This window comes from Mycobacterium sp. THU-M104, assembly GCF_049197365.1.
Lineage (GTDB): Bacteria > Actinomycetota > Actinomycetes > Mycobacteriales > Mycobacteriaceae > Mycobacterium.
Map to the genome: position 1 here is coordinate 11,433 of NZ_JBMIOP010000193.1, position 25,124 is coordinate 36,556.

Consider the following 25,124-nt stretch of genomic DNA (forward strand, 5'->3'; position numbering starts at 1 on the left):
GTGGACTCTCGATGAGGCCCTACTACGTCACGACGGCCATCGCGTATCCGAACGCGGCGCCGCACGTCGGTCACGCTTACGAGTACATCGCCACCGACGCGATCGCCCGGTTCAAGCGGCTCGACGGCTTCGACGTGCGTTTCCTGACCGGAACCGATGAGCACGGCCTGAAGGTCGCCCAGGCGGCCGCGGCCGCCGGCATCCCCACCGCGCAGCTGGCGCGTCGCAACTCGGATGTGTTCCAGCGCGTCCAGGAGGCGCTGAACATCTCCTTCGACCGGTTCATCCGCACCACCGATCCCGACCACTACCGCGCCTCCCAGGAGATCTGGCGGCGGATGTCGGCGGTCGGCGACATCTACCTCGACAACTACTCGGGGTGGTACTCGGTGCGCGACGAACGCTTCTTCTTCGAGGCCGAGACGCAGCTGCTCGAGGACGGGACCCGCGTGGCGACCGAAACCGGCGCCGCACTGACCTGGACCGAGGAGCAGTCCTACTTCTTCCGGCTGTCGGCGTACGGGGAACGGCTGCTGGCCCACTACGACGCCAATCCGGGCTTCATCGCCCCCGAGGTGCGGCGCAACGAGGTGGTCAGCTTCGTCTCCGGCGGACTGGAAGACATCTCGATCTCGCGCACCTCCTTCGACTGGGGGGTGCCGGTGCCCGACGACCCGAAGCACGTCATGTACGTCTGGGTCGACGCGCTCACCAACTACCTGACCGGTGCGGGCTTCCCCGACACCGACGCGGAGCTGTTCCGGCGCTACTGGCCCGCGGATCTGCACATGATCGGCAAGGACATCATCCGGTTCCACGCCGTGTATTGGCCGGCATTCCTGATGTCAGCGGGGATCGAGCTTCCCCGAACGGTGTGCGCGCATGGGTTCCTGCATCATCGGGGCGAAAAGATGAGCAAGTCGGTGGGCAACGTCGTCGACCCGGTGGCGCTGGCGGACACATTCGGGGTGGATCAGGTTCGCTATTTCCTGTTGCGTGAGGTCCCGTTCGGTCAAGACGGCAACTACACCGAAGAAGCCATCGTGACGCGGATCAACACCGACCTGGCCAACGAGCTGGGCAATCTGGCCCAGCGCTCGCTGTCGATGGTGGCCAAGAACCTGGGCGGCGTGGTCCCCGACCCCGGTGAGCCGACCGCGGCCGACACCGAGCTGCTGACGACGGCCGACGGCCTGCTGGAGCGGGTGCGCGCCGGTTTCGACGCGCTGGCGATGCACTTGGCCCTGGAGGCTATCTGGCTGATGCTCGGCGACGCCAACAGGTACTTCTCGGCCCAGCAGCCGTGGGTGCTGCGCAAGAGCGAATCCGAGGCGGACCAGGCCCGCTTTCGTGCTGTCCTGTACACGACGTGTGAGGCGGTGCGCATCGCGGCGCTGCTGGTGCAGCCCATCATGCCCGAATCGGCAGGCAAACTCCTCGATTTGCTCGGGCAGGCGCAAGACCGGCGAGGGTTCGACGCCATCGGTACCCGGCTGGCCCCGGGCACGGTGCTACCGCCCCCGACGGGGGTGTTCCCCCGCTACCAGCCTGTATCCGAACCCGCGTAGCCTGGGCCCAGCCTGCTCCCAGCCTGCGCCCAGCCGGCTCCTAGCCGGCTCCGGCCACCGTGACACCGGTGGCGGACCCATCCGGTTGCGCATGACGCAGCGCCTCACGGGCGAGGAATTGACGGAAGTACGCCAGCGCGTTCTCGTCGACGACACCGGCGAGCAGCAGGTCCCACATCCGGCCGGTTCGTCCGACGAGGTCCTCGTCGACGCCGTCGGCGCGAACCAGGTTGGAAATCAAGCGCGTTCCGAGCATCGTACCGACGATCGACTCCCCGAGCCGTTCCGGGCCGAGGCCGGATCTGAGGTCCCCCTCATCGATTGCCCGTTGCGCCTCCGCGGACATCAGTTCGATCAGACCCGCGCAGAAACGCGTGGCGGAGTCATTGAAACCGCTCAGGGCACAAATCAAGTGCTCAGCAGTACGGGCCACCTTGTCCGATCGCACCATGGTCGCGATCGTGAAGGTGCCGTGGATCATGTTCTCCAACGCCGGCGAAGAAGTCCCACACACGTGACGGAAGGCGCCCAACAGGGCGTCCGATCCCTCGTCGATGATCGCGGACGCCAACGATTCCTTGGAATCGAAGTGATGATACAAGGCTCCCTTGGTCATCCCCGTCCGTTCGATGATCGTGCCCCACGCAGCCGCCGCGTACCCCACGTCACCGAACACGTCAATCGCTGCATCGAGGATCCTCCGCCGAGTGGCTTCGGATCGAACTTGACGCGCCATCGCTGCTACACCTCCAGGGTTCGGTGGGACTGTACCGATCCACGCAGCCCGGTGTCTCGTCTCCTGTTGTGAGGGAGTAAGCCTAACAATGCAGCCGGGCCAAGGCCTCGATCACATCGACTTGCCGTGTCGTTCACGCCGAATCAGCGGGCGCGGGCGGTCACTCGTCGTCGGCCGGCGTCGTGGCGTCGCGCGGGATGTCCAGGGTGGCAATCGGATACATTCCCGACCCGTCCCGGCCGTCGCGGGCCAGCGCCATCGGCGCGTAGTTCACCACGTGCGAGGCGCCAGGTTTGTGCTGTTGCCAGCCCACGGTGGCGCGAAGCGTGTAGTGCCCGGGCGCCAGGCCCCCCAGGTCGACGTGCACGGATTCGGTCGACGACACCGGTACCGCCTCCTGCCGCGATTGACTGGAGTCGTCGCGCACCAGGGTCTTGAGGTCGACCGCCGCCGGCAGGCTGCGCACCACCGATCCGGTGAAGTCCACCAGACGGTAGCCGGGGACCCAGTGCTCGGTCGTGGCTGCCGAGCCGTAGTTCGTCCAGACCACCGAGATGCTGGCCACCTTGCCGCGCACGGATTGCGATCCCGGCTGCGCCTCAACCGAATAGCGGTAGCCGGCAGACGAATTAGCTTGCGCCCAAAGCAGATACAGGCCGGAGTCCATCGCCGTCGTGGAGTCCTGGTCGGGAAAGTCGATGCTGGACGTCATCGAAACGTGATATCTGACCACATCGTGCAGGCCCTTTTCGTAGTAGGACCGCGGGGCAGTGCCGCTGGGCAGCGTGCACCATTGCGTGATCACGGGCGCGGAGAGCAACCGCTGTTTGATCGCCGTGATGACCGCGTCGCCGGACTGGACGTAGTGGGAATCGCCGGACTCCGCCCACGAGGGCAGGGGCGACTGCACCCCCAGGCAGTCCGCGCGGATGCCCACCGGCCCGGACAGCTTCTTGGTGACGTCCTCGGCGAGTAGTTCGCGCACGATCTCAGGGTTCTGCGCGGCGACCACCAATTGCGTGTGCGGGAACGCGGCCACGTTCGCCTCGACCAGCCGGTGAATGGAGGTGACGGTGATGTTCTGATCGCGGAACTGGCTGTAATAGCCCAGGGCGGTCGCACTCTCGTCGGGGGACGGGCCCGGCGCACCCAGCGCGTCGCGCAGGTAGTCGATCTGGTTCTCCCCGAAGTCGCCGTACCCGGAGAACTCGAAAACGCCGAGTCGCTCGTCGGCGTCGTAACGGCGGCCGAGCGCGGCGAGCAGCCCGCCGAACGCGTCGAGGTAGACGGGGTCGTTCCAGTTCGGCACCACCTGGGTCACCCCGGGCGCCGAACCGTTCGGCCGTCCGGGATAGGCGGAGGCCGCAGAGCGCATCCAGTCGGGGATCGCGATGTTGGTGTTGTCGGGGCGCGAGTTCCCGCAGCAGGAGCTGAATGCGTACACGCCGAGAGTCAACCGCATGTTGCGGTTCGCCAGCTTGGTCAGCGTGTCGTCGATCGCGCTGAAGTCGTACTTGCGGTCGTCGGGAGCGTCCGGTGGAAGCGTTCGCGGATCGGTGGGCTGCAGCTGCCGCCAGGAGACGCGCAGACTGGCGTCGTAGGACGCGGGCCATGCCGGATAGCGCTGCTGCGCGGGATTGCCTTGCGGGAAAAGAGGATTCAACAGATCTTCGTACTGCCCCCGCAGCGGGTTCGGGATTTCCTGAACGCTGGGCGGTATGGCCGGGCTGACCATCGCCGAAAGCGGCCCGGGATCGGGGTGACCACTGCACCCGGCCAGGGTCAGCGCCGTGCACACGGCGACGGTCAGCGCGCCATTCCTCAACAACAATCCGGACCTCGACACCAGGACTAGATCGCGAACACCGGCAGCGCCTCGCGGTCCGCGAGGAAGGGCATCGGCATCCACCGCGAGGACGACAGAGCTTGCGGCGCCGCGACCGCTTCGCGCGCGCCGGCGTCAGCCGCGGTCACGACGCGGTCCAGGCTGCGCGGCACGGGCTCCTCCGATACGAAGCACCTGTCCCGGCTGGGCGCCGGAAGCAATCAGGTCGGTTGTCGTCTGCAAACTCAGTGCTCTCGATGCGCAACGCACCGGGAGCGCCGTCTTCATTATCCGTCTAGCGGGTACGTCGGCACGGCGGCCGGTCATCTCTTGGCGTAGCGCAGCCTAACACGCGCACCCCGCGCAGCTAGGAGGACATTTCGGCCTCGACGTTGCCCTCGGCCCGACGGCAGCTACCGACATGTCCGCCCGGTCTGCCCGTGCCCGCGCCGGACGCCCGCGGCGCGCGAACCGGCCGCTCTGTCAAGCTGGGGCCGTGCGAATCGACCGGCTCGGCGACCTCGGTGCCGTGCCGCGGGTGCTGCGTGCGATCGGTGACGCCACCGGCCGGCTCGGCCTGCCGGCGCCGGCCGCGCTGACCGGTGAGTGGTTCGGCGCGCAGGCGGTGATCGCGCCGAGTCTGCAGGTCCAGCGGGCGGACACCGCCGACGCGTTCACGGTGCACGAGCAGGACCGCCGAGCGCAGGTTCCCGAAGCGGTGGGGGGCGGCTGGATCGGGTACCTGTCCTACCCGGACGCCGGAGCCGATGGCCGCGCGAACCGGATACCCGAGGCCGCCGGCGGCTGGACGGACTGCGTGCTGCGCAGCGACTCGGACGGGCAGTGGTTCTACGAGAGCCTCTCCGGTGCGCCGATGCCGGACTGGCTGACCGCCGCGCTGGCGGCCGCCCCGGCCCCGGTGCGTGAGTGCCGCATCGCCTGGGACGCGGCCGACCGGGAAGCGCACCGCGGCGGGGTGCTGGCCTGCCTGGACGCGATCCGCGCGGGCGAGGTCTATCAGGCGTGCGTATGCACCCAGTTCACCGGGACGGTCGACGGGAACCCCCTGGATTTCTTCGTCGAGGGCGTCGCACGCACGGCCCCGGCCCGCGCGGCCTATCTCGCCGGACCGTGGGGCGCAGTGGCGTCGCTGTCTCCGGAGCTGTTCCTGCGCCGGCGGGAGTCGGTCGTGACGTCCAGCCCCATCAAGGGCACCCTGCCGCTGGACGCCTGGCCGGCGGCACTGCGCTCCTCGGCCAAGGACGTGGCCGAGAACATCATGATCGTGGACCTGGTCCGCAACGACCTGGGCCGGGTCGCGGTCGTCGGCAGCGTCACCGTGCCCGAGTTGCTGGTGGTGCGTCGGGCGCCGGGCGTGTGGCACCTGGTGTCCACGGTCTCGGCCCGGGTCCCCGACGGGTTGCCCACCTCGGCGTTGCTCGACGCCGCCTTCCCGCCGGCCTCGGTGACGGGAACCCCGAAACACCGGGCGCGCCGGCTGCTCTCCGGATGGGAACAGAAGCGGCGCGGAATATATTGCGGCACAGTCGGTTTAGCCTCCCCGATCGCCGGATGCGAACTCAACGTCGCAATCCGCACCGTCGAGTTCGACGCGGCGGGCGGCGCCGTGCTGGGCGTCGGCGGCGGGATCACCGCCGACTCCGATCCCGACGCGGAGTGGCAGGAGTGCCTGCACAAGGCGGCCCCGATCGTCGGGGCGCCGCGCATTCCGGCCGCGGCGCCGGTCGGCTAGCGGCTGAACGGCCAGGGCAGCGGCGGTGAAAATCCGGGTAACCTGCACGCCAGTGGCCGCGAGCGCCTAAGCTCGAGCCATCGAACCGCGCCCAGCGCGAGTCGACTGCGTTGGAGGGGTCTGTCATGAGAATCGCTGTTCTGGGCACCGTCGCCGCCGCTTTCGTGGGAGGGACGCTGGCGGTCACGCCCCTGACCACGGTGAGCGCGCCCTTGCCGGTAGGTGGGATGTGCGACGCCACGGGCGGCGCCGGGTGCGAGAAGCTGGCCGCCGTCCTGATGCCCGAGGCACCGAAGCCGGTCGCGCAGAACGCCGAATCCCCGGCCTTCTCCGAGGCGGGCAACATGATCGCGCCGCAGCCGGCGCCCGAACCCGGCGCGACGTCGGCCGCCAGTGAGGTGCCCGCGGCCGCCGCGCCCGCAATGATCGGCGGCGGCAGCGCCGGACCGGCAATCGGCGGGTCCGGCACGCCGGTCGGGGGGCTGGGCGGCGTTCCCGAAGGGGGATTGAGTGGCATTCCCGACCCCTACGGCCTGGCGCCCATGCTGCCCGGCCTGGCCGGAGCCGTGCCCGGACTGGCCGGGCTCGGGGGCCTGACCGCCATCCCCGTCAGCGCGGCCTCGGTGCTGCCACTCCTGCTGGGCTCCGCAAGCAGCGTGTTTGGCCTCGGAGAATCCGCCGTCTTTGCGCTCATCTACCTCAAGGACGACGGGCTCCTGCCCAACGACATCGGCTTGCCCTCGTTCTCGATCCCCGGTGTCAACACCAGCGGGACCAGCGGGCTGACGACCGCGGCCGCCGCGCTCCCCGCAGTAGCGTCCATCCCGGGGGCGGGGGCTGTCCTCCCGGCGGCAGGTCTGCCGTCGGTCGGTGTGCCCGCGCTGCCGGCGCTTCCGGCGCTGCCCGCGGTGGGCCTCCCGGCGGCACCGGCGCTGCCGGGACTGCCCGCCCTCCCGCACCCGCAGTTCTGCACACCGTCGATCGGCCCCATCGGAGCGTGCACCCCCTGACATCGACTCAGGCCTTCCGGGATCGCAGCACCGCGTCGTAGAGCTGGCGTGAGCGCACCCCGGGGTGCGCCGCCGCCACCTCGCCGCAGGCATCTTTGACGCGGACGCCGTCAGCGGCGAGTTCCTCCACCCGCGTCACCAGCGCCGGAAGATCGGCGCGGGGCGCGGCACCGGCCAGCACGACCGTGATCTCGCCGAGCACGCCGTCGGCCGCCCGCGCAGCCAACTCCTCGAGCGTCCCGCGCACCACCTCTTCGTGCACCTTCGTCAGCTCCCGGCACACCGCCGCCGGGCGGGCACCGCCGAGTTCGTCGACCGCATCGCGCAGACACGCGGCCAGCCGGCGCGGCGACTCGAAGAACACGCAGGTGCGCCGCTCCTCGGCCAGCGAAGCCAGCCAGGCCCGGCGCGCCGGAGCCTTGCGCGGCGCGAATCCCTCGAAGCAGAACCGGTCCGAGGGTAGACCGGAGACCGCCAGCGCGGTGGTCACCGCCGACGGGCCCGGCAGACACGTCACCGGCAAGCCCGCTGCGACGCACGCCCCGACCAGCCGGTACCCCGGGTCGCTGATCACCGGCATGCCCGCGTCGCTGACCACCAACACGGTCGCGCCGGAATTGACCTCGTCGACCAGGGCGGGCACCCGCGTGGCCTCGACCTGGTCGAACAGGCTGACCACCCGGCCGGTGATGCCGACGCCGAGGGCTTTCGCCAGCATTCGTACCCGGCGGGTGTCCTCGGCGGCCACCACGTCGGCGCGGGCCAGGGCATCGATCAGGCGCGACGACGCATCCGAGGGCTGTCCCAGCGGCGTCGCGCCGAGCAACAGCCGACCGTGGGTCATGACCCACAGCTTACGATCGACGAGATGACCGCCCCGCTCCGCGAACGCTCCGTGGCCGCGCAGGAACGTGTCGTCCCCGTCGTCAGCCCCGGACGCTTGATCCCGGTCGCCGACTTCGGACCGACCGACCACTTCCGGGGCTGGGTCACAACGGGCGTCGTCACGCTGTTGGCTGCGGTGAGCCGGTTGGTGAACCTGGGCTCGCCGACCGACGCCGGCACGCCCGTCTTCGACGAGAAGCACTACGCGCCCCAGGCCTGGCAGATGCTGCACAACCACGGGGTGGAGGACAACCCCGGCTTCGGCCTGGTCGTCCATCCCCCCGTCGGCAAGCAGGTGATCGCGCTGGGCGAGGCGATTTTCGGCTACGACGGCGTGGGCTGGCGATTCAGCGGTGCGGTGCTGGGGGTGGTCCTGGTCGCGCTGGTGACGCGCATCGTGCGGCGGATCAGCCGCTCGACGCTGGTCGGCGGCATCGCGGGCGTGCTGCTGATTTGCGACGGCGTCAGTTTCGTCACCGCCCGGACCGCGCTGCTCGACGGAATCCTCACCTTTTTCGTGGTGGCGGCTTTCGGGGCCCTCATCGTCGACCGCGACCAGGTGCGCCGGCGGATGCACGTCGCGCTGCTGGAGGGCCGCATTGCCGAAACCGAATGGGGCCCACGACTCGGCGTGCGCTGGTGGCGTTTCGGCGCCGGGGCGCTGCTCGGCTTGGCGTGCGGGACGAAGTGGTCGGGTCTGTACTTCGTCGTGTTCTTCGGGGCGATGTCGTTGGCGTCCGACGTGGCCGTGCGCCGTCAGTACCAGGTCACGCGGCCCTGGCTCGGCACGCTGCGCCGCGACCTGGCGCCCACCGGCTACGCGCTGGGCCTGATCCCGTTCGCCGTCTATCTGGCCGGCTATGCGCCCTGGTTCGCCTCGGAAACCGCGATCGACCGGCACGAGGTGGGCCAGGCGATCGGGCCTCACTCGGTGGTGCCCCTCCCCGACGCCGTGCGCTCGCTGTGGTACTACACCGCCAAGGCGTTGCAGTTCCATGCCGGCCTGACGAACGCCGCCGGCAACCACCACCCGTGGGAGTCCAAGCCGTGGAGCTGGCCGATGTCGCTGCGGCCCGTGCTGTACGCCATCGACCAGCAGAACGTTCCCGGCTGCGGCGCGCAGTCGTGCGTCAAAGCCGAGATGCTGATCGGCACGCCCGCCATGTGGTGGCCGGCGGTGTTGGTCCTCGCATATGGGACATGGCGCATGGTCGTACGCCGGGACTGGCGGTACGCCGTGGTCTGGGTCGGCTACTGCGCGGGGTGGCTGCCGTGGTTCGCCGACATCGACCGGCAGATGTACTTCTTCTATGCGGCGACGATGGCGCCCTTCCTCGTCATGGCCATCGCATTGATCTGTGGTGACATTCTCTATGCCCCTGAGCAGGGCCGGGAACGTCGCACGCTCGGGCTGATCCTGGTGAGTTGCTACGTGGCCTCGGTGGCGACCAACTTCGCCTGGCTCTTCCCGGTGCTCACCGGGCTGCCCATCTCGCAACAGACCTGGAACATGGAGATCTGGCTGCCCAGCTGGCGGTGAGTCGGGCCGCGGGGCGGCGACCTCGCGTTCCCCGCCGAGACTGCCGTGCGGGTTGTGATCGGGCCCTCCGCCACGACCGTGGCGGCAATCTCGGCGCAGCAGAGCTAGACGGGGCTAGACCGGATCGCGGGCGGCCGGACAGGACATGCAGCGGGGGCCGCCGCGGCCGGTGCCCAGTTCGGACCCCGCGATGGTCAGCACCTCGATGCCGGCCTCCTGCAGCCGGGTGTTGGTCTGGACGTTTCGCTCATAGGCGACGACGACGCCGGGCGCCAACGCCAGGGTGTTGTTGCCGTCGTCCCACTGTTCGCGTTCGGCGATTTCGGGATCCAGACCGGTGTCGATGACGCGCAGCTTGTCGATTCCCATCGCCTTGGCTGCGGCCTCCAGGAACGGCGTCTCGTCGCTGATGGTCACGCCGTCGGGTGTGCGCTGAATGGTGAACGCCGAGAGCGAGTCGACGATGTTGGCGTACATCACCACGGTCTCGGTGTCGACCATCGTGCACACCGTGTCCAGGTGCATCTGCGCGCGCCGCTGCACGATCGGCACGGCCACCACGGTGGTGGCCAGGTCGTCGTCGAAAAGGCTGCGCGCCAACGCTTCGGCACCCGCCGGAGAGGTACGCTCACCAACCCCGACCGCGAGCACACCCGGGGCGAGCAACAAGACGTCACCGCCCTCGACCGGCGCGGTACGCGACTCGTAGGCCCGTCTCACCCCGGTGAAACGCGGGTGATGGGCGTAGATGAGGTCGGTCAGCGAGGCCTCGCGCACCCGCGCCTGCAGTGCAAGCGTCGGGATCACCACCCGCGGACCGATCCACATCGACGAGTCACGGGTGAACAACAGGTTCGGCAGCGGGTCGATGACGAAGTCAGAACCGCGGTGCATACGAAGCACCAGCGACCCATCTGTGCGCGTTTCCGGCGGCAACTCGCCGAACGTCATACCGGCCATCAGCACGTGGGCCAGCTTGCCCGGTTCGAGGCTGCGCAGGTAGGCCGAAAGCTCTTGCGCCAGAGGCACTCCCAGCCTCCATGTATCGACGGCAGCTGCCACGCCCTGCATCCGGGCCGCCCCGCTGTGGTTGAGCGACTCGGTCAGCAGGTCCGACATCAGCAGGACCTCCACGCCGCGGCTGCGCAGCAACTCGGCGAACTGGTCGTGCTCCTCCTGCGCGCGCGCCACCCACGGCAGTCCGTCGAACAGCAGCTGGTCGACGTTGCGCGGGCTGAGCCTGCCCAGCTCGGCGCCCGGACGGTGCAGGATGGCCACCCGTAACGTGCCGACCTCGGAATCGGTGCCCAACTCGACGACGCCCACAGAGCAACCGTAGCGGCGCCACGATCGGGCCACACACCCGCCGCGCCGCCATCGGTTCGAACGTGCGTGCGATACGCTGGGTGACGTGGGGATCGCGGTCCAGGGCTCGCTTTTCGAGCACACCGAACGCCGCCACCTCGGCGGCGGCGCCTTCATCGAAATCCGCGCGGGCTGGCTCGCGGGTGACTCGCCCGACGCGGCGAACCTGTTCGAGGCCCTGCTGGCGACCGTGCCCTGGCGGGCCGAACGCCGCCACATGTACGACCGGGTGGTCGACGTGCCGCGGCTGGTGAGCTTTCACGACCTGACACTCGAGGACCCCCCACACCCCCTGCTGGGGCGGCTGCGGCGGCGGCTCAACGACATCTACGCCGGCGAACTCGGCGAACCGTTCACGACGGTGGGGCTGTGTTGCTACCGCGACGGCTCTGACAGTGTGGCCTGGCACGGCGACACCATCGGCCGCAGCAGTGCCGAGGACACCATGGTCGCGATCGTCAGCCTCGGCGCCACGCGTACCCTCGCGTTGCGGCGCCGTGGCCCAGGCCCCCGGGGCCCGTCGTTGCGGCTGCCACAAGCGCACGGCGACTTGCTGGTGATGGGCGGATCATGCCAGCGCACCTGGGAGCACGCGGTTCCCAAGACGTCGGCGCCCGCGGGTCCGCGGATCAGCGTCCAGTTCCGGCCGCGCGACGTGCGCTGACCAGCTCAACTCCGGACCGCGGCTACCGCCTTGACGAGCAGATCGCGGGCACGATCGGTGTCGACCGGCGCCACCGGCTGGTCGGGGACCACCAGCGGGTTGGCGATGACGATCACCTGGTAGTCGCCGAACTGGGCGGAATAGTCGTAGAGCTCCCCGGTGCGGACCGCGCCCGCGACCACCGTCTGCAGGACGCGGTGGGTGCCCAGCGTGTGAACTCCGGCGATGTGCGGTGCCTCGACCACCTCGATGCCGCCGCGCAGCTGGTCTCCGGAGAACGCCACCTTGGCGCAGTCCTTCCCCGGGTCGGCGAGCGGCACCTCCGCGGAGGTCTCCACGGCGATCACGACGAACCGGTTGCCCTTGCCCTCGGCGGAGATGGCGGCCATATTGCCTTTCAGGTCCGGCGGCATATCCGGGACCGCCACCGCTGTCGCGCAGTTCGCAGGATCAAAACGCAGTCCCTCGGGCAGCTTGCGCGGAGCCAGCAGCTGCGGGTCGATCCCCCGCTCGCCGATGTCGGTGACCGTGAAGTCGGGCCCGAAGCTCGACTTCACGACGGAGACCTTGCCGATGTCCGCCTTCACCGCCGAGGCATCCGTACCCGATGAGCAGCCGGCGAGCACGCACACACAGGCGGCCGCGGCCCACAGCTTGACCATCGTGGCCAATCTACCCAAGCCGGATGCTCAGCCGCGCAACGTGGACACCGTTGTGACGAGCAGGTCGGCGGCGAACTGCGGTGGCAGCGCCGGCACGGCCGCGCCCGGATCGGTGACGAGTGTGGTGAACGCGTAGTGGTCCCCCAGATAGGCGATGAACGTGTATGCGCGCGAATCGATCTGGGTGCCCGACTCAACGGAGGACTTGAGGTCGGCCACCATGCCGAGGGTTTGCGCGCCGTCGACGTGCGGGGCCGCGATGAGGCGCACGCCGGCCGTGGTGTGACCCGCGCTCATGGTCCACTGACCACACGTCGCGACGAGATTCGCGTCGGGGTCCGCCGGACCCGGCAGCGTCACCACGACCGCGTCGACGATGCCTCCCGCACCCGATCCGGAGACGCCCTGGGCGGACTGGGCACGCCCCGCGCCGGGGTCGGCGAGCGCGGCGCAGCGCGCGGGCCTAGCCCTGACGTCGGCTGCATTCGCCCCCAGACCCCAGGTCAAGTCGGGCGCGGCCCCCCTGGCGACGCCGCTGGCCACCTCGTAACCGGGTGGGAAATCGCCGGCGATCCGCTTGATGTGGGCGGGGTTGACGGCCGCACCGCGCGGCGCCGGCGGCGAGGTCGACGGACCCGGCGCCGGCGACATGGTGCATGCGGTCGCCAGCAGAGTGAGCACGGGAATCGCCGCCCCGCCGTTCCGCAACGGCCGCATGCGGTGTTCCTATCACGAAAATCAACGTCTTTCGGGCATTGCGGGGCTCAGCCGACCGCCTCGATCACTTGGCGAGCGGCGCGGTCGATCCGATCGGCCGTGTCAGCCGTGAGTCCCATGTCGCGGCGGCGGGGCACGTCGATCGCGGTAGTGACGACTCCGACGTCTTCGCGCTGCCACACCGCGCCGTAGCGGTCCATGATGGCACGCATCGCCACGTTTCCGGACAGCATTCGCGCCGAGAATTTTTCGACCTTGTTGAGCCGGGCGGCGATGGACAGTGCGCCGATCAGGAAGGTTCCGATCCCCCGGCCCTGGTAGGCGTCGGCGACGGTGAACGCGATCTCGGCGACCGTCGGGTCGGCATCGTCGCGCACGAATCGCGCATCCGCCACGGGGTCGCTCCCATCGGTCACCACCCAGACGAAGTGGTCGACGTAGTCGACCTCGGACAGGTAGTGCATCAACGCCGGGCTCGGGAGGCGAGCCGTCATGAACCGCCGGTACAGCGTCTCGCCGGAAAAGTGAACATGCCCGTGCACGGTCCGTTCGCTGTCACCCGGCAGAACCGGGCGCAACAGCAGGTGAGTGCCGTCGCGTAACCGGATCGGGATGGGTGTGATGAATGCGGCGAGGCGTTGGCGCACCATGCGCAGCAACCGGTCCATGACCCCGGGAATGTTCACCAATCGGGCGAATGTGTCGCCGTCCCCGATCCATCCGGCCAGGGGTTCGACGGTCGTGACCGTAGCCGTCCGCGGAATGTCGCGCAGCAGCGCGATCTCCCCGACGATCATGCCCGGCACGACCCGCTCGAGAATTGCCACGCCGTCATCGCCGACGTGTCCGACTTCGGCGCTGCCCGACGAGATGAGCAGGAACGAGACCGCCTGCTCACCCTGCCGCATCAGCACCTGGCCCGCCGTGGCACGCAGCGGCTCGACGCAGGCGGCCAACGGCACCAGGTCCGCGACGGCACAGTCCGCGAAGATCTGCATGGTCGCGAGCTCTTCGGCGCGCGCACCGGTCAGTTCGGCCACCGCGATGTCCTAGGGGTCGCAGAGTGCCGGCACACGCCCCGTTCCCGTGCCGCCCGCACTGCCATGAACCTGCCGTTTTTCTTTATGCCTTCCCGACCCTCACCCGCGCCGGTACGGGGCACGGTCCCCCTCAGGTTATGGCGTCGGCTGCCGATGCGGCAACAACCGGTAGGCGGCCACCCGAGAGCCGATCCTTGAATTCGTCAACGTGCTCACGGAAAGTTGCCCCCGAATCCGCCGCGGTCACCTCGTTGACCTTCCGCCGGGATATGCATCGTCGACGTCAGCGGCACCGATCGATTAATACACGTGCAAAGGTCTTGTCGCCAGAATCCGTGCCGGCCGCGACTCAATAGCCATTTTCGCGTGATACCCGCGCAGCATGAGTTTTGCCGGGCGGGGCCCATGATCGACCACCGCCCGCCGATGCACCAACCGCACCCCTAGGGCAGACCGCGGATTTTCGAGGATAAAATGCTTTGCGCCCCGCGGAAGCCCGCTCGGCGCATCCTGGGCCGCCACCAGCGCGCCGATCCGCACAGTTTGCCAGGTCAGCTGACGGCGACGCGGCGATGCGCTGCTACGTGAAGACTGGAACGTTCGACGTCTTTGTCGCCGAAAATTGCCGTCAGCGCCAAAGAGTTGTCCTGCGCATAAGGCCGGAAATACACGGTTTTAAGTGCAAACCATTGCTTGGCAATTACCGCGAGTTCGATCCGGGAACAGTGAGAACCACACTCCCATCGGTCTCGGATCGCAGGGGCGACGCCCGCCATGCCTGCCAAGCGCATAGACAGTCAACCGGCACCCATTTCCGGTGGTTGCCGCTTTGTCAAAGCGGTCCATTAGGCCGAAAAAATACATGGTAATCACGGGAACTTGTAATATACTTAGTCCGGCCCTGACGTCGTTTGCATTCCTTTGGTATGGATTTCCCTCCGGGGAGGTCGAGAGGATGGCCATTCGTAGGCGACGAGAGCGCCGTCCGTGAAGTCACGTCCATCGTTCTGACACTCGCCGGCACAGCGTCGGCGCACCGAACTCCCAGGAGGCCCGATGACCGTCATACCCCTGAACGCCGCTAACGCCGGCAAATTCCAGCTTGGGCACAGCCTCAGCTGGACTGACCCGGACATCGACTGCACGCTGGTGCTCTCGCAACCGTCGACGGACAGCGATCTCTGGGACGAGTACGCCGAGGGTGCCCAGCGCAGCTACCACAAACACGGCGTCGAGTGCGCTCTGGACGTCGACGCGCTGCTCAGCGGCTCCGACACCATCATGTACCTAGCAGTGGTCGATTCCGGCGGACAGATGGTGGCAGGCGTGCGGGCCATCGGGCCGTTGCAATCGGCCGACGACTCGCACGCGGTGGCCGAATGGTCCGGGCAACCGGGAGAACAGGCCGTCCGCGACATGATCACCGCCCGGGTGCCCTTCGGCGTCCTGGAAATGAAGTCGGCGTGGGTAGCCGACGAACTGAACCACGATCGCTGCCTCACCGCTGCTCTGGCCCGCAGCGGCTTTCACATGATGGCCCTGCTCGATGCGCAGTTCTGCATGGCCACGGCCGCCGCCTACGTCCTGAACCGGTGGCGCTCCTCCGGTGGGGTGGTCGCGGGCGTTCCCGCCACGCCCTATCCCGACGAGCGCTATCAGACCAAGATGATGTGGTGGAACCGGCGCGATTTCGTCAACCACGCGGAGCCCGAACAGGTCGCCAAAATCCTCATGGAAACGCAACACCTGACGCAATCGTTCTACCAGCAGTCCGAGACCGAATTGCCCCTCGCCAGCATGGCGTGACGATCGCGATTCACCGCAGGTCCGCGCCCGCTCGGTCGGCGTGAGCCAAGCGGGCGGGCCTGCGCCGAGCGGGCGGGCCTGCGGTGAATCACTGAAGCGACTGGAAGCCCGTGCGCTTCGACCGCCGGTGGGGCGAATCGCCGATGCCGTGGTGGTTAGGTGCGGAGAGTTCCTCGTGTGCCGGAACGTTTCCGTTGGAAAAGTTCATCGGTATGAAGCGCCTGGCGAACAAGGCCTCCATCGCCGCACTGTCCAGGGGGCGCGACAGCAAAAAGCCCTGCGCGCGGGTGCAGCCGATGGCCAGCAGTGCTTTGGCTGCGCCCACGGTCTCGACGCCCTCGGCCACCACCTCCAGCCCGAAGGCGTTCGCCAGCGTCACGATCGACTGAACGATCGCCAGGTCGCGCGGGTTGCGGCCGAGGTCGCGGACGAAACTGCGGTCGATCTTGAGCAGGTCGACGGGAAGGGATTTCAGGTATCCCAGGGCGCTGTAACCGGTGCCGAAGTCATCGATGGCGATCTCCACCCCGATGTCCTTGAGTCCGGCCAGCGTCTTGCGCGTGGCGTCGATGTCGGCCACCACGACGCGTTCGGTGATTTCCAGGCAGACCGCGCCCGGTGCGAGCCCGAAGGCCTCGATGGTCGCGGCAACCGTCTCCACGATGCCGTCCGCGACGAGTTGCACCGGAGAGACGTTGACGCGCAACACGGCGCCCTGCCCGACGCCGTGCGCCTGCCAGTCCGCGAACTGCGCACAGGCCGATCGCATGACGAGTCGGCCGAGCTTGCCCGCGAGATTGACCGATTCGACGACGTCGATGAACGCGTCGGGCATCAGCAGGCCCCGGGTGGGGTGTTGCCAACGAACGAGCGCCTCGGTGCCCAGAATCTCGCCGGTGCGCATGTCGAACTCGGGAAGGTAATGCAGCACCAGGTCGCTGCTTTCGCTGTCGATGGTCTCCTGCAGGCGCAGTTCGACGTCGTTGCGGATGGCTTCCTCGGCGGCCATCTCCGGGCTGAAAGCCGTGACGGTGGCCCCGCCGGAGGCCTTGGCCGATCGGGTCGCCTGGTCGGCCCGGAACAGCAGCTCCGAGGTGGTGTCGCGGCCGGGGGTTCCCGCGGCGACCCCGATGCTGACCGTGCGGGCCAGCATCTCGCCGTCGATCACGACCTGCGTGTGGACCCGTTTCTGCACCCGGCGGGCGAAGTCCGCGGCGGCGTCCACGGTCATCGGCGCGGCCGGCACGACGACGAACTCGTCGCCGCCGAACCGGGCGATCAGGGCGGGAACGTCGACCGCCGCCCGCAAGAGGTCGGCGAAAGCCATGATGAAACGGTCGCCAGGGTTTTGACCGAGGTGGTCGTTGACCACCTTCAACCGGTCAACGTCGAGGAACAGGATCGAGACCGGGGCGGGCATGCCCGCCCCAAGACGCTCGTCGAGCCGGCCGATCAGGGTTCGCCGGTTCAGCAGGCCGGTGAGATCGTCGTGTTCGGCAAGGTGGCGAACCTGCTCCTCGGCAACGGTGCGGGCCTGCAACTGGGCGAAGAGCGCCGCGATCGCCTGCAGCGCGTTCAGCTCCTCGGGCATCCATTCGCGGTCGCCGAACTTGACGAAGCCCAGCGTTCCGGTGGTCAGGTCCCCGGACAGCAGCGGGACGCACGCGAGCGAGACGGCGGGTACGCCGGTTCCCTCCTCGATGTTCGACTGGTAGTCGGCGTTGGTCGTCTCGGGGCGCAAGACGTCGGGTTGCTTGAGGGTCTCGGCCCGGGCGAAGACGGAGTCGGCGTCGGCGAAGTAGACGACACCGAGCGGGTCGGGGTCGGGGATTTCCGGGCGCGGCGGCCACTCGGCGATCAGTATCGTCGCGTGGATGGTGTGGTCGTTGTGGCGCAGAAAGCCGAAATCCACGCCGAACCGGTCGACCAGGTTGGCGAGCACCCGCTCACTGATGGACGCCGCGTTGCCGGCGACAGCTGCCATCAACTCGGCAGCGGCCCCGGTTACCAGGTCCTCCAACGAGCCGGACACCCCCCCAGCGTAGCGGGTGGTGCTAATGCGGCACGTGGACGCGCCCGAAGTTGCGCCGGCTGCGGACCGAGGCCGGCGCGGCGACGGCGAAACGCAGGATCAGCGCGGCTGACGCACCGGAGGGCACACCGACCAGTTGCCGGAACCGCTGCTGGAGCTCGCCCAGCTCATCGGCGAACGTCGGCGACAAACCGACGAGATCCGCACGGTCGTGGGCGTACAGAAAGGCCGGCGAGATGGGCTGGACCGCCAGCCCGTGCTGTTGCGCAGCGATCCACACCGCCTCGACGGCCGATCCGCCGCGCGCGTAGTCGGTCAGGGAACGTCCGGCCACCGAGACAATGGCCACCGCGCAACTCGTCGACAGGCGCCGGCGGGTGTCCTCGCCCAGGGCGTCTCCGGCGTGCCAGTCGGCCAGGTTGGTCATCACGTCCGGCCGCCGCAAGATGTCGAGCACTGCGAGGTCGCCGGCCCCGAGCTCGAGGCTGCGCACGTCGATACCGGTGTCGGGATGCGGATCTCCGGGCCACCTCAGCTCGGAGATCATGTCCGCGTGCAGCCGTGGCGTGAGATACCTGATGCGGTCGGCAGCCGCGAGCACATCAGCCACTGAGGCGATTTCGGGTTGCCCGGCCACCAGGTGCAGCAGGGCCCCCTCGCGGGCGGCGACCACGCGCATGCGGTCGACGGCCGCAGCGGCGATCGGCTGCGGCGTGCCGAGCTGCCGATTTGTTTCGCGTGCCAGCATCGACTGATACAGCGCGGCCAGATCGGGGTCGGCGCCGCCGCTCAGCTGCACCGTCGCCCGTAGCGGCGCGCCGTCGACGTTCTCCAGCACGGTCACCGGGCCCAGCACCTGCTGGCTGGCCGCGGCTACTTTGACGTTGAAGACGGCGGCGCCGAGCGCGACCGCGCTGCCGCGGTAGCCGGCGTCCATGGTCGACGTGTGCTCGGGCGCAAGCCGGATGGTGATCTCCTGCGGGGTGGCCTCGATGCGCCACGGTTGCGAGTTGCCCCCGGACGGGGCCCGTACTGCCGCCGCGGCGATGAGACCCGACACACCCGGCAGCGCCGGATCCGGATCGGCGTCCACGGGCACCGGGCCATCGCCGGCCCGCCGCGGTTCGTCGAGCCGGTCGATCGCCGAGCCGAGGTCGATGCGGGTCCGGCCCGATCGCAGGGCTTCGCCCACGCCGATCCGGCGGACCGCCTCGGCGATCGCGCTCGCCCCCAGGATGACGTCGCCGCAGACCTGCGGCCAGGTCGACAGCGTGCGGTCGATCTCGACCACCGACGCCAGGATGCGGGCCGACAGCTGGTCGGCTTCGAGGAACCGGAGCATGTGCGGGACCTTTTCCCGGCTTTCCATGCCGGCCAGCCGGGCGTAATCCAGGCCGCCGAGCAGACCGTGCAGGATCGGGCGCTGCGGATCGAGGTCGAAACGCTCCACGTCCAGCAACCCCCGGTCGCTGGTCGCCATCAGCACGGGTATTCCCCGGGCACGAGCGCCCTGCCGCAGGCTGACCTTGATGTCCAGCGAATCGCATTCCTCGACGACTACGTCCAGTCCGTCGAGGAACTCGTCGAGGTTGTCGACGGTCAGGCCCGCGTCCAGAACCCGGACGCGCAGGTAGGGATCGATCTCGGCGATTCGGCGGGCGGCCACCTCGGCCTTGTTGCGCCCGAGGTCGAATACGGTTGCCGGCACCCGATTGAGGTTGGACAGCTCGAGGCCGTCGAAATCCGCGAGCCGCAACTCGCCGCAAAGGCCCTGCGCGGCCAGCGTGTGCGCGATGACATGCCCGACGCTGAGACCGGCCACGCCGACGCGCAGTTCGCCGAGCCGCGCCTGTTCGTCGGTGGTGATCACATTCCTGTTGCGATCCAATCGGACCGCGCGGAAACCGCGGGGCCCCAGAATCGACACCACTGCCCGGCGCCACGGGTAGTACGCCCACCGCCGGGGTTCGGTCACCAACTCCGCAGCGGGCGAGGGCCGGAGCGCGCGCAACTGCGCGAGTTGATCCTGCGAGCGGTCGATGAATTCGACCGCGGGATCGGCGCGCAGTCGATCCACTTCCGCCTTTTCTGCGGGATCCTCGGCGTCGAGAATTTCTGCGCTCCAGGAAGCGATGGTCGTTTCTCCTCGGTGCTCGACCGCGTCAGCGAATGTTTGTCCCGATCGGACACCGATAACCGTGGAATCCGCGCGTTGGACAGGCGTGTCACTGTCACATAGTAGGGGGCCACGAGTAGGGGGCGGGCAGTTCCGGCGCCAGGCGACAATTCGGGTCGGGAAAAAACCGCATCCTCGATGACCTGGTTTGGCGGTTGGAGTTCAGCATTATAACAGAACCCGTGTGTGTGTTCAGCGGTGAGGCCGGGTTGGACGACAACGGCGGGCGGAGGGCGGATGGGGATACTCAACCGCCTATGATCGCGGGAACTGAATCAAAGACAGCGGAGCCGTGCAGGCAGCGCCTAGTCGCTGCGCGGCAATCGCCACCAGACGGGACGTGGTATGACGGAGGGTAGCGAACGACGCGCCGGCACCACCCGCCATCGGCTCGTCCTCGCAGCGTCACGCCAGTTTTCTCACCGCCCCTACAACCTGGTCAGCCTCGATGACATCCTTGTGGAGGCCGAGCTGACCAAAGGGGCGATGTACTTTCATTTCCCCTCCAAGCAGGCACTGGCGATGGCAATCATCGACCACGTCACCGAGATGAGCGGTGCCGCGGTCCGGGAGTTGCTCGCCCGCAAGATGTCGGGGCTGGAGACACTGATCGACCTCATCTATCTTCTTGCCGTCCAGGATATCCAGGACGAGGTGGCCCGCGCCGGTCTGCGACTGCTCGACACCCTCGACAGCGGGCCGGATCTGGCCGGCACCCGGTGGCAGTCGTGGGTCGAGTTCGTCGCCACACTCATCGAACGAGCACTCGCCGAAGGTGACGTCACCGACCGACACGAACCCGGGGACGTCGCCACCATGCTCGTGGCGATGTGGGTCGGTGTCCGCAGAATCAGCGACCTCGACCAACCCGAGCACTACCTGGACAACCTGCGCAGGACGTGCACTCTCGCCCTCGCGAGCTTCACCAGCCCGGACCGGACCGACTACTTCACCCAGTTCACCAACCGGCGCCACGCGCTCGCGCTGAAAAAAGTCTCCACCGAACCGCTCGCATTCGGCCGCCCCGCCACGGCCGTGGCATCGGCACACCCGCAGTCGTAGCCCGCAGTCGTAGTCCGGCGCCGGAAAGGCGGGCCGACGGGCTCTACGCCTCGTCGACCCACAGACGCTCGGTGAGATTCTCGAATGTCACCAACACGACCGGATCGTCGTGGCGCATCAGCGCCGACTTGCTCATCTTTGCCCGCACCGTCCACCCCTCGCAGTGCTTCAGCCCGACAACCATGTTCGCCAGTGCTTCGGCGCCGGACAGCGCGTTCAGCGCGGCCAGGTCGATATTGAAGATCTGTGGGAACTCCGCACCCGCCAGCCCGTCCTGCGGATAGCCGACCATTTCGGCGAATGCCGTGTTCGCGAACAGGATATCGCCGTCACGCGCGATGGCGACTGTGGGAACGGGGATCCTCTCCAAGACCACCAGAGCGGGCAAACGCATCAGGATGTCGGTCGGCGTATCGGCGGAACTCCCGTTCCGGCGCCGCTCCTCGACCCGCTGGCTTCCCTCCACGTCGGATGAGCCCTGGTGCAATCGCGCGTGCGTCATAGACGGCACACTAGCAACGCATTTGCATCGAGATCAAAGGATTGGCTCAACCCGTTCGAACTCAACCCATTCGAATCAGTAATCACGTCCAGGCCGCGAAGCGGCGCCGAGGCGCCGGCGACGGCCTTTCCGGCGGGGTCCCGAGCACCAGTCATCTCCGCCTCCGCTCAGCGCGGCATACGCGGGCCGCAGGGGCCGATTCGGCTACTCTTGATGGCGTCCCGTACCAGTGCCCATAGACCACGAAACACCATGGGCCTGAAAAGGTCGCGCCGTCCGTTGAGGACGGCGCTGGTGTCGAAGGAATAGAGCACGTCGGTCAAACCACACTCCGCAACTCGGCAGACTGAGACCGAAGCCGTGTGATCGGGTATCCGCCGCAAGCCACTGGCCAACGGGTCGTGCGGTCCTTCGTCAGCAGATAGCCCAAGCCGCCCACGCGCTCATCAGGCTGCCCAGCGACCAATCGACCTGAACAGACCAGCACGTGGCGCCGTGCGGTCCAGGCCGCGCAGCAAACGCGCCATCGATGCCGCAGCCGAGCCGGACGCTGGCCGCGCCTGGCCCTCGATGAGCTGGCGCGGCGCACTCGACACCCTCGACGGGCCGAGCTGGCTGAGACCTGGCCGCCGCCGGAGGTGACTCCGGTGGCGCCGCGGCACCACGCACGAAACGCTTTGGTGCAGATCGGCGTTTGCTGCATATGAAGCCTGGCTGTCAGCGGCGCGCGTTATCGTCTCATCATGTCTGCGAGTACGGGAGGCAAACAGCCTCCGCGACCGCGCATCAAAGCGGACGTGAAGGCCGTCATTCGGGACCTTCGCGCACAGGGCATGACCATGAGCGAGATAGGCCGGAGGGCCGGCATATCGCACGCCAGCGTTTCCCGCTGTCTCGCTCAGATGGGCGACCCTTACGAGCGGCCAGGACCAAAGCGATGCAGCCTGGACGGCTGTGACCGGTTATCGAACTACGGACCGCTTGGCTACTGCCGAATGCACGAGATGCGACACAAGCGCGGCGCTTCACTCGAAGCTCCGCTTATGCGGGCACCCAATGGGCAAAGAACGCCATGTGTGGTCGATGGGTGCGACCGTCCTCGTGCGAGCAAGAGCGGATACTGCCAAGGTCATGCTCACCGCCTAAAGACCGGCGGTGAGATGGTGCCTGAGTTTGAACCGCGCATGAAACAGCCGGACAAGTGCACATTTCCCGGCTGCACGCAGCGAGCGTATTCCAAGGGCTACTGCCCGGCGCACATCCGTCAGCAGCGAGTGCATGGACGCATGGTCACGATCCGCGAGCGGACAGTGTGGGACGCGTGCACCTACTCCGCCGTGCACCATAGATGCCGACGAATCTGGGGACGTGTCCAGCAGTATCCGTGCATTGCCTGCGGCAAGCCTGCTGGGGAATGGGCCTATGACGGCAAGGACCCCACCGAGCTGTACGTCGAAAGGACGGACTGGGGCAAGCGCAAAAGCATCGTCCCCTATTCGCGGTTCCCCGAGTTTTATATGCCGATGTGTAAGGGCTGTCACAAACGTCGCGACATGCGAGAGCTTCACGATGAATATGCGGAGTTCCGTGCATGGCGCATGCGCACTAGAAATGGAAGCGGTAGCGACGATGAGTCGCCGTTCTGACGGGACGCGGCCAAAGGCCTGCTGCGAGGTTGCGGGCTGCAACAACAAGCGCAAGGCGAAGGGTTTGTGCAACACCCATTACGGACGGTTCAGGCGGGATGCCAACTTGGATGCTCCGATTGCGATACGCGTCCGTTTGACTGCGGAAGTCCGCTCGCAGATTTACTCACTCCGCTCAAAAGGCATGAGCCAGAGTAAAATCGCTCGCCAGCTAGGCGTCTCGTGGAGTGGCGTGTACCGGGCGTTGCAGCAGATGGGCGGCGACCCTCACCAGCGTCTCGACCGAGCTTGCATCATCAAATGGTGCGACCGGCGACGGCACAGTTCAATCGGGTACTGCGAAGCCCACCTCTACCGATACAAGCGAGGGTTGCCTCTCGATGAGCCTTTTCTAGTCAAAAAGAGGCAGCCCGAGAAATGCGTTGCTGCGGGGTGCGAGAAGAAGCCGACATCGCTGGGCTACTGCGCTACGCACAATGCACAGTACCGGAAGCATGGGACCGTCAAACCCATCCGAACCGTATGGGATGAGGTGACCTACCACGGGGCACACCAACGCTGTGGAGCGTTGTGGGGCGCGGCAAAACACCACCCGTGCGTGGTGTGCGGCAAGCCCGCCGCAGATTGGGCTTACGACGGGACTGACCCGACCGAGTTGTATGACGCGCAAGATTATTTCAATCAAGTACGAACCATCCTCCCCTATTCGCGGTTCCCCGAGTTCTACATGCCCATGTGCAAGACATGTCATAAGCAACGGGATATGCAGGAGCTTGACGACGAGCTTGGAGCTTTCCGCGAATGGCGCAAGAGCCAGCGGTCGGGCGGGTGAGACGACGATATAGCGGCGCCCAACTTCACGCGGCAGTTGTGAGGCAACGCATTGTTGTTCCGCTGGAACGTAAAGCGGCTCTTCACAATCGGGGGCGTAGTTGGGGTCTGAATCCGCCGGTTTCCAGTAGGGATCTGGCGATGTAGTTGGTGAGGTTGCGAAGGCCGAGGGCTGAGCTGCGGAGGTGTTCGAGGCGGCCGTTGATCGCTTCGGCTGGCCCGTTGGAAGTGCCGGGTCGGTCGAGGTAGGCCAGGACGTCGGCGGCACGCTTCTTCAGCGTCCGTCCGAGGGTGATGATTTCCTGCAGGGGCTTGGGGACGCCGGCGCTCAGCGTGATCGGCGCGGCCATCATGGTGCGGCCGGTCTTGCGGTCGGGGTGTCAGTAAGCGGCCACGGTGCGCTGATAGATGGTCCAGGTGGCCTCGACCTCGGCGTGGGCGTCGATGGCGAACAAGGTGGCCAGCCGGGTCTTCCGATTGTCGGTGAGCAGATCGGCGCCGGTCTGCAGGGTGCGCCGGCAGGCGTAGAGCGAGACGGTCTTGCGGCCGCGGTGCCCGCAGGTGGCCAGTCCGCGCCGGGACGCAGCCCCGGCCGCAGACGCGGGCTTGAGCCGGCGGCGACGGGGGTAGGCGGCCCGCCGTGACGTCATCGAGACTCATCGTCGTCGGCAGCGGTCCGGCCGGCGTGAGCGCAGCCGAACGCCTTCCGATGGCCACTTGCACCCGACCATCTCGCTTGATAGAACATATGCGTCTTATGGTAATGGTTTTCATTGTCAACAAGTCGGGGCAGATGGTTCTCTCAGGATGTGATTGGCGCAACGCGAACCGCATCCCGCACAGGGACCTTTCTGTTCCAACGGGAAAGGAGCGAGTTCCATGCCTTTTGTCACTACGCAACCGGAGATGCTGGATGCGGTTGCGGGGCAGTTGGCCGGGGCCGTTTCGGCGATGTCGGCTCAAAACAAAGCGGCCGCGGCCCCGACGACCGAAGTGATCCCCGCTGCCGCCGACGCGGTGTCGGCGCTGACCGCGGCCCAGTTCGCCGTCTACGGCCAGCTGTATCAGGCGTTCGGCTCGCAGGCCGAACAGATTCTGTCAATGTTTGTCACAGCCTTGCGAACCAGCGCCGGCTCCTACGCGTTGACCGAAGCCGCCAACGCTCTGGTCGCCGGTTAGTTCGGGCCGGTGATGGCTGGCGCGGCGGGGCTGGATTTCGGGGTGTTACCCCCGGAGGTCAACTCCGGACTGATGTATGCCGGCCCGGGTCCGCAGCCGCTGACGGCCGCCGCGACGGCCTGGGC

At 67.7% G+C, this 25,124-nt stretch carries 22 protein-coding genes and 2 pseudogenes; 10 read left to right on the forward strand and 14 right to left on the reverse strand.

What is annotated here, in order from left to right:
* Positions 1-11: 11 nt before the first annotated feature.
* Positions 12-1,568 carry a methionine--tRNA ligase gene (gene metG, locus ACOJVU_RS15310; protein ID WP_421530557.1) on the forward strand — a complete coding sequence of 519 codons (1,557 nt, stop codon included), beginning with the start codon at positions 12-14 and terminating at the stop codon, positions 1,566-1,568.
* Between the two features lie 40 nt (positions 1,569-1,608).
* On the opposite strand, the gene ACOJVU_RS15315 is transcribed toward metG, so the two are convergent.
* The 3 genes from ACOJVU_RS15315 to ACOJVU_RS15325 all read right to left on the reverse strand — a co-directional run bounded on the left by ACOJVU_RS15315 (position 1,609) and on the right by ACOJVU_RS15325 (position 4,302).
* Positions 1,609-2,304 (reverse strand): TetR family transcriptional regulator, encoded by a 696-nt coding sequence (locus ACOJVU_RS15315; RefSeq protein ID WP_421530558.1) that lies wholly within the window; start codon positions 2,302-2,304, stop codon positions 1,609-1,611.
* A gap of 160 nt (positions 2,305-2,464) precedes the next feature.
* Positions 2,465-4,150: a hypothetical protein gene (locus ACOJVU_RS15320; protein ID WP_421530559.1), complete on the reverse strand. Its 1,686-nt coding sequence runs from the start codon at positions 4,148-4,150 to the stop codon at positions 2,465-2,467.
* A gap of 5 nt (positions 4,151-4,155) precedes the next feature.
* Positions 4,156-4,302 carry a hypothetical protein gene (locus ACOJVU_RS15325; RefSeq protein ID WP_421530560.1) on the reverse strand — a complete coding sequence of 49 codons (147 nt, stop codon included), beginning with the start codon at positions 4,300-4,302 and terminating at the stop codon, positions 4,156-4,158.
* A gap of 323 nt (positions 4,303-4,625) precedes the next feature.
* Here ACOJVU_RS15325 and ACOJVU_RS15330 point away from each other — a divergent pair, with 323 nt between their 5' ends.
* Both ACOJVU_RS15330 and ACOJVU_RS15335 read left to right on the forward strand, forming a co-directional pair.
* The gene (locus ACOJVU_RS15330) at positions 4,626-5,882 is read left to right on the forward strand and encodes an aminodeoxychorismate synthase component I (RefSeq protein WP_421530561.1); all 1,257 of its coding nucleotides are present in this window, start codon (positions 4,626-4,628) and stop codon (positions 5,880-5,882) included.
* 125 nt (positions 5,883-6,007) lie between these two features.
* Positions 6,008-6,892 carry a hypothetical protein gene (locus ACOJVU_RS15335; RefSeq protein ID WP_421530562.1) on the forward strand — a complete coding sequence of 295 codons (885 nt, stop codon included), beginning with the start codon at positions 6,008-6,010 and terminating at the stop codon, positions 6,890-6,892.
* A 7-nt stretch (positions 6,893-6,899) separates the two neighbouring features.
* Here ACOJVU_RS15335 and rsmI read toward each other — a convergent pair whose 3' ends face one another.
* Positions 6,900-7,736: a 16S rRNA (cytidine(1402)-2'-O)-methyltransferase gene (gene rsmI, locus ACOJVU_RS15340; protein WP_421530563.1), complete on the reverse strand. Its 837-nt coding sequence runs from the start codon at positions 7,734-7,736 to the stop codon at positions 6,900-6,902.
* 24 nt (positions 7,737-7,760) lie between these two features.
* Between rsmI and ACOJVU_RS15345 the strand changes: the two genes are divergently transcribed.
* Positions 7,761-9,317 carry a dolichyl-phosphate-mannose--protein mannosyltransferase gene (locus ACOJVU_RS15345; RefSeq protein ID WP_421530564.1) on the forward strand — a complete coding sequence of 519 codons (1,557 nt, stop codon included), beginning with the start codon at positions 7,761-7,763 and terminating at the stop codon, positions 9,315-9,317.
* A gap of 114 nt (positions 9,318-9,431) precedes the next feature.
* On the opposite strand, the gene arcA is transcribed toward ACOJVU_RS15345, so the two are convergent.
* Positions 9,432-10,643, reverse strand: a complete 1,212-nt coding sequence (gene arcA / locus ACOJVU_RS15350) for an arginine deiminase (RefSeq protein WP_421530565.1) — start codon at positions 10,641-10,643, stop codon at positions 9,432-9,434.
* 85 nt (positions 10,644-10,728) lie between these two features.
* Here arcA and ACOJVU_RS15355 point away from each other — a divergent pair, with 85 nt between their 5' ends.
* Complete coding sequence (locus ACOJVU_RS15355; protein WP_421530566.1) at positions 10,729-11,346, forward strand: alpha-ketoglutarate-dependent dioxygenase AlkB; 618 nt, start codon at positions 10,729-10,731, stop codon at positions 11,344-11,346.
* Between the two features lie 5 nt (positions 11,347-11,351).
* Here ACOJVU_RS15355 and ACOJVU_RS15360 read toward each other — a convergent pair whose 3' ends face one another.
* The 4 genes from ACOJVU_RS15360 to ACOJVU_RS15375 form a co-directional block, all read right to left on the reverse strand.
* Positions 11,352-12,008, reverse strand: a complete 657-nt coding sequence (locus tag ACOJVU_RS15360; RefSeq protein WP_421530567.1) for a DUF5642 family protein — start codon at positions 12,006-12,008, stop codon at positions 11,352-11,354.
* A gap of 27 nt (positions 12,009-12,035) precedes the next feature.
* Positions 12,036-12,725, reverse strand: a complete 690-nt coding sequence (locus ACOJVU_RS15365; protein ID WP_421530568.1) for a DUF5642 family protein — start codon at positions 12,723-12,725, stop codon at positions 12,036-12,038.
* A 47-nt stretch (positions 12,726-12,772) separates the two neighbouring features.
* The gene (locus tag ACOJVU_RS15370) at positions 12,773-13,723 is read right to left on the reverse strand and encodes a GNAT family N-acetyltransferase (protein ID WP_421530577.1); all 951 of its coding nucleotides are present in this window, start codon (positions 13,721-13,723) and stop codon (positions 12,773-12,775) included.
* Between the two features lie 593 nt (positions 13,724-14,316).
* Positions 14,317-14,550 carry a hypothetical protein gene (locus ACOJVU_RS15375; protein ID WP_421530569.1) on the reverse strand — a complete coding sequence of 78 codons (234 nt, stop codon included), beginning with the start codon at positions 14,548-14,550 and terminating at the stop codon, positions 14,317-14,319.
* Between the two features lie 271 nt (positions 14,551-14,821).
* Here ACOJVU_RS15375 and ACOJVU_RS15380 point away from each other — a divergent pair, with 271 nt between their 5' ends.
* Positions 14,822-15,571 (forward strand): hypothetical protein, encoded by a 750-nt coding sequence (locus tag ACOJVU_RS15380; RefSeq protein ID WP_421530570.1) that lies wholly within the window; start codon positions 14,822-14,824, stop codon positions 15,569-15,571.
* A gap of 88 nt (positions 15,572-15,659) precedes the next feature.
* On the opposite strand, the gene ACOJVU_RS15385 is transcribed toward ACOJVU_RS15380, so the two are convergent.
* On the reverse strand, positions 15,660-17,603 hold the full coding sequence (locus tag ACOJVU_RS15385) for a bifunctional diguanylate cyclase/phosphodiesterase (protein WP_421530571.1): 1,944 nt from the start codon (positions 17,601-17,603) through the stop codon (positions 15,660-15,662).
* Between the two features lie 22 nt (positions 17,604-17,625).
* Positions 17,626-19,737 carry an Rv1355c family protein gene (locus ACOJVU_RS15390; RefSeq protein WP_421530578.1) on the reverse strand — a complete coding sequence of 704 codons (2,112 nt, stop codon included), beginning with the start codon at positions 19,735-19,737 and terminating at the stop codon, positions 17,626-17,628.
* 387 nt (positions 19,738-20,124) lie between these two features.
* Here ACOJVU_RS15390 and ACOJVU_RS15395 point away from each other — a divergent pair, with 387 nt between their 5' ends.
* Positions 20,125-20,841 (forward strand): TetR family transcriptional regulator, encoded by a 717-nt coding sequence (locus ACOJVU_RS15395; RefSeq protein WP_421530572.1) that lies wholly within the window; start codon positions 20,125-20,127, stop codon positions 20,839-20,841.
* Positions 20,842-20,884: 43 nt separating this feature from the next.
* On the opposite strand, the gene ACOJVU_RS15400 is transcribed toward ACOJVU_RS15395, so the two are convergent.
* Positions 20,885-21,235, reverse strand: coding sequence for a PAS domain S-box protein (locus ACOJVU_RS15400; protein ID WP_421530579.1), 351 nt, complete (start codon positions 21,233-21,235; stop codon positions 20,885-20,887).
* Positions 21,236-21,540: 305 nt separating this feature from the next.
* Positions 21,541-21,657: pseudogene (locus ACOJVU_RS15405) on the reverse strand (DUF4411 domain-containing protein); the annotation flags it as partial.
* A gap of 849 nt (positions 21,658-22,506) precedes the next feature.
* Here ACOJVU_RS15405 and ACOJVU_RS15410 point away from each other — a divergent pair.
* Complete coding sequence (locus tag ACOJVU_RS15410) at positions 22,507-22,989, forward strand: hypothetical protein (RefSeq protein WP_421530573.1); 483 nt, start codon at positions 22,507-22,509, stop codon at positions 22,987-22,989.
* Positions 22,990-23,903: 914 nt separating this feature from the next.
* Here the strand turns inward: ACOJVU_RS15410 and ACOJVU_RS15415 are convergent.
* Positions 23,904-24,383: pseudogene (locus ACOJVU_RS15415) on the reverse strand (transposase); the annotation flags it as partial.
* Positions 24,384-24,699: 316 nt separating this feature from the next.
* On the opposite strand from ACOJVU_RS15415, the gene ACOJVU_RS15420 reads away from it, so the two are divergent.
* Positions 24,700-24,999: a PE family protein gene (locus ACOJVU_RS15420; protein ID WP_421530574.1), complete on the forward strand. Its 300-nt coding sequence runs from the start codon at positions 24,700-24,702 to the stop codon at positions 24,997-24,999.
* A 30-nt stretch (positions 25,000-25,029) separates the two neighbouring features.
* Positions 25,030-25,124 (forward strand): PPE domain-containing protein (locus ACOJVU_RS15425; protein ID WP_421530580.1); only part of this gene is annotated, 95 nt, incomplete at its 3' end.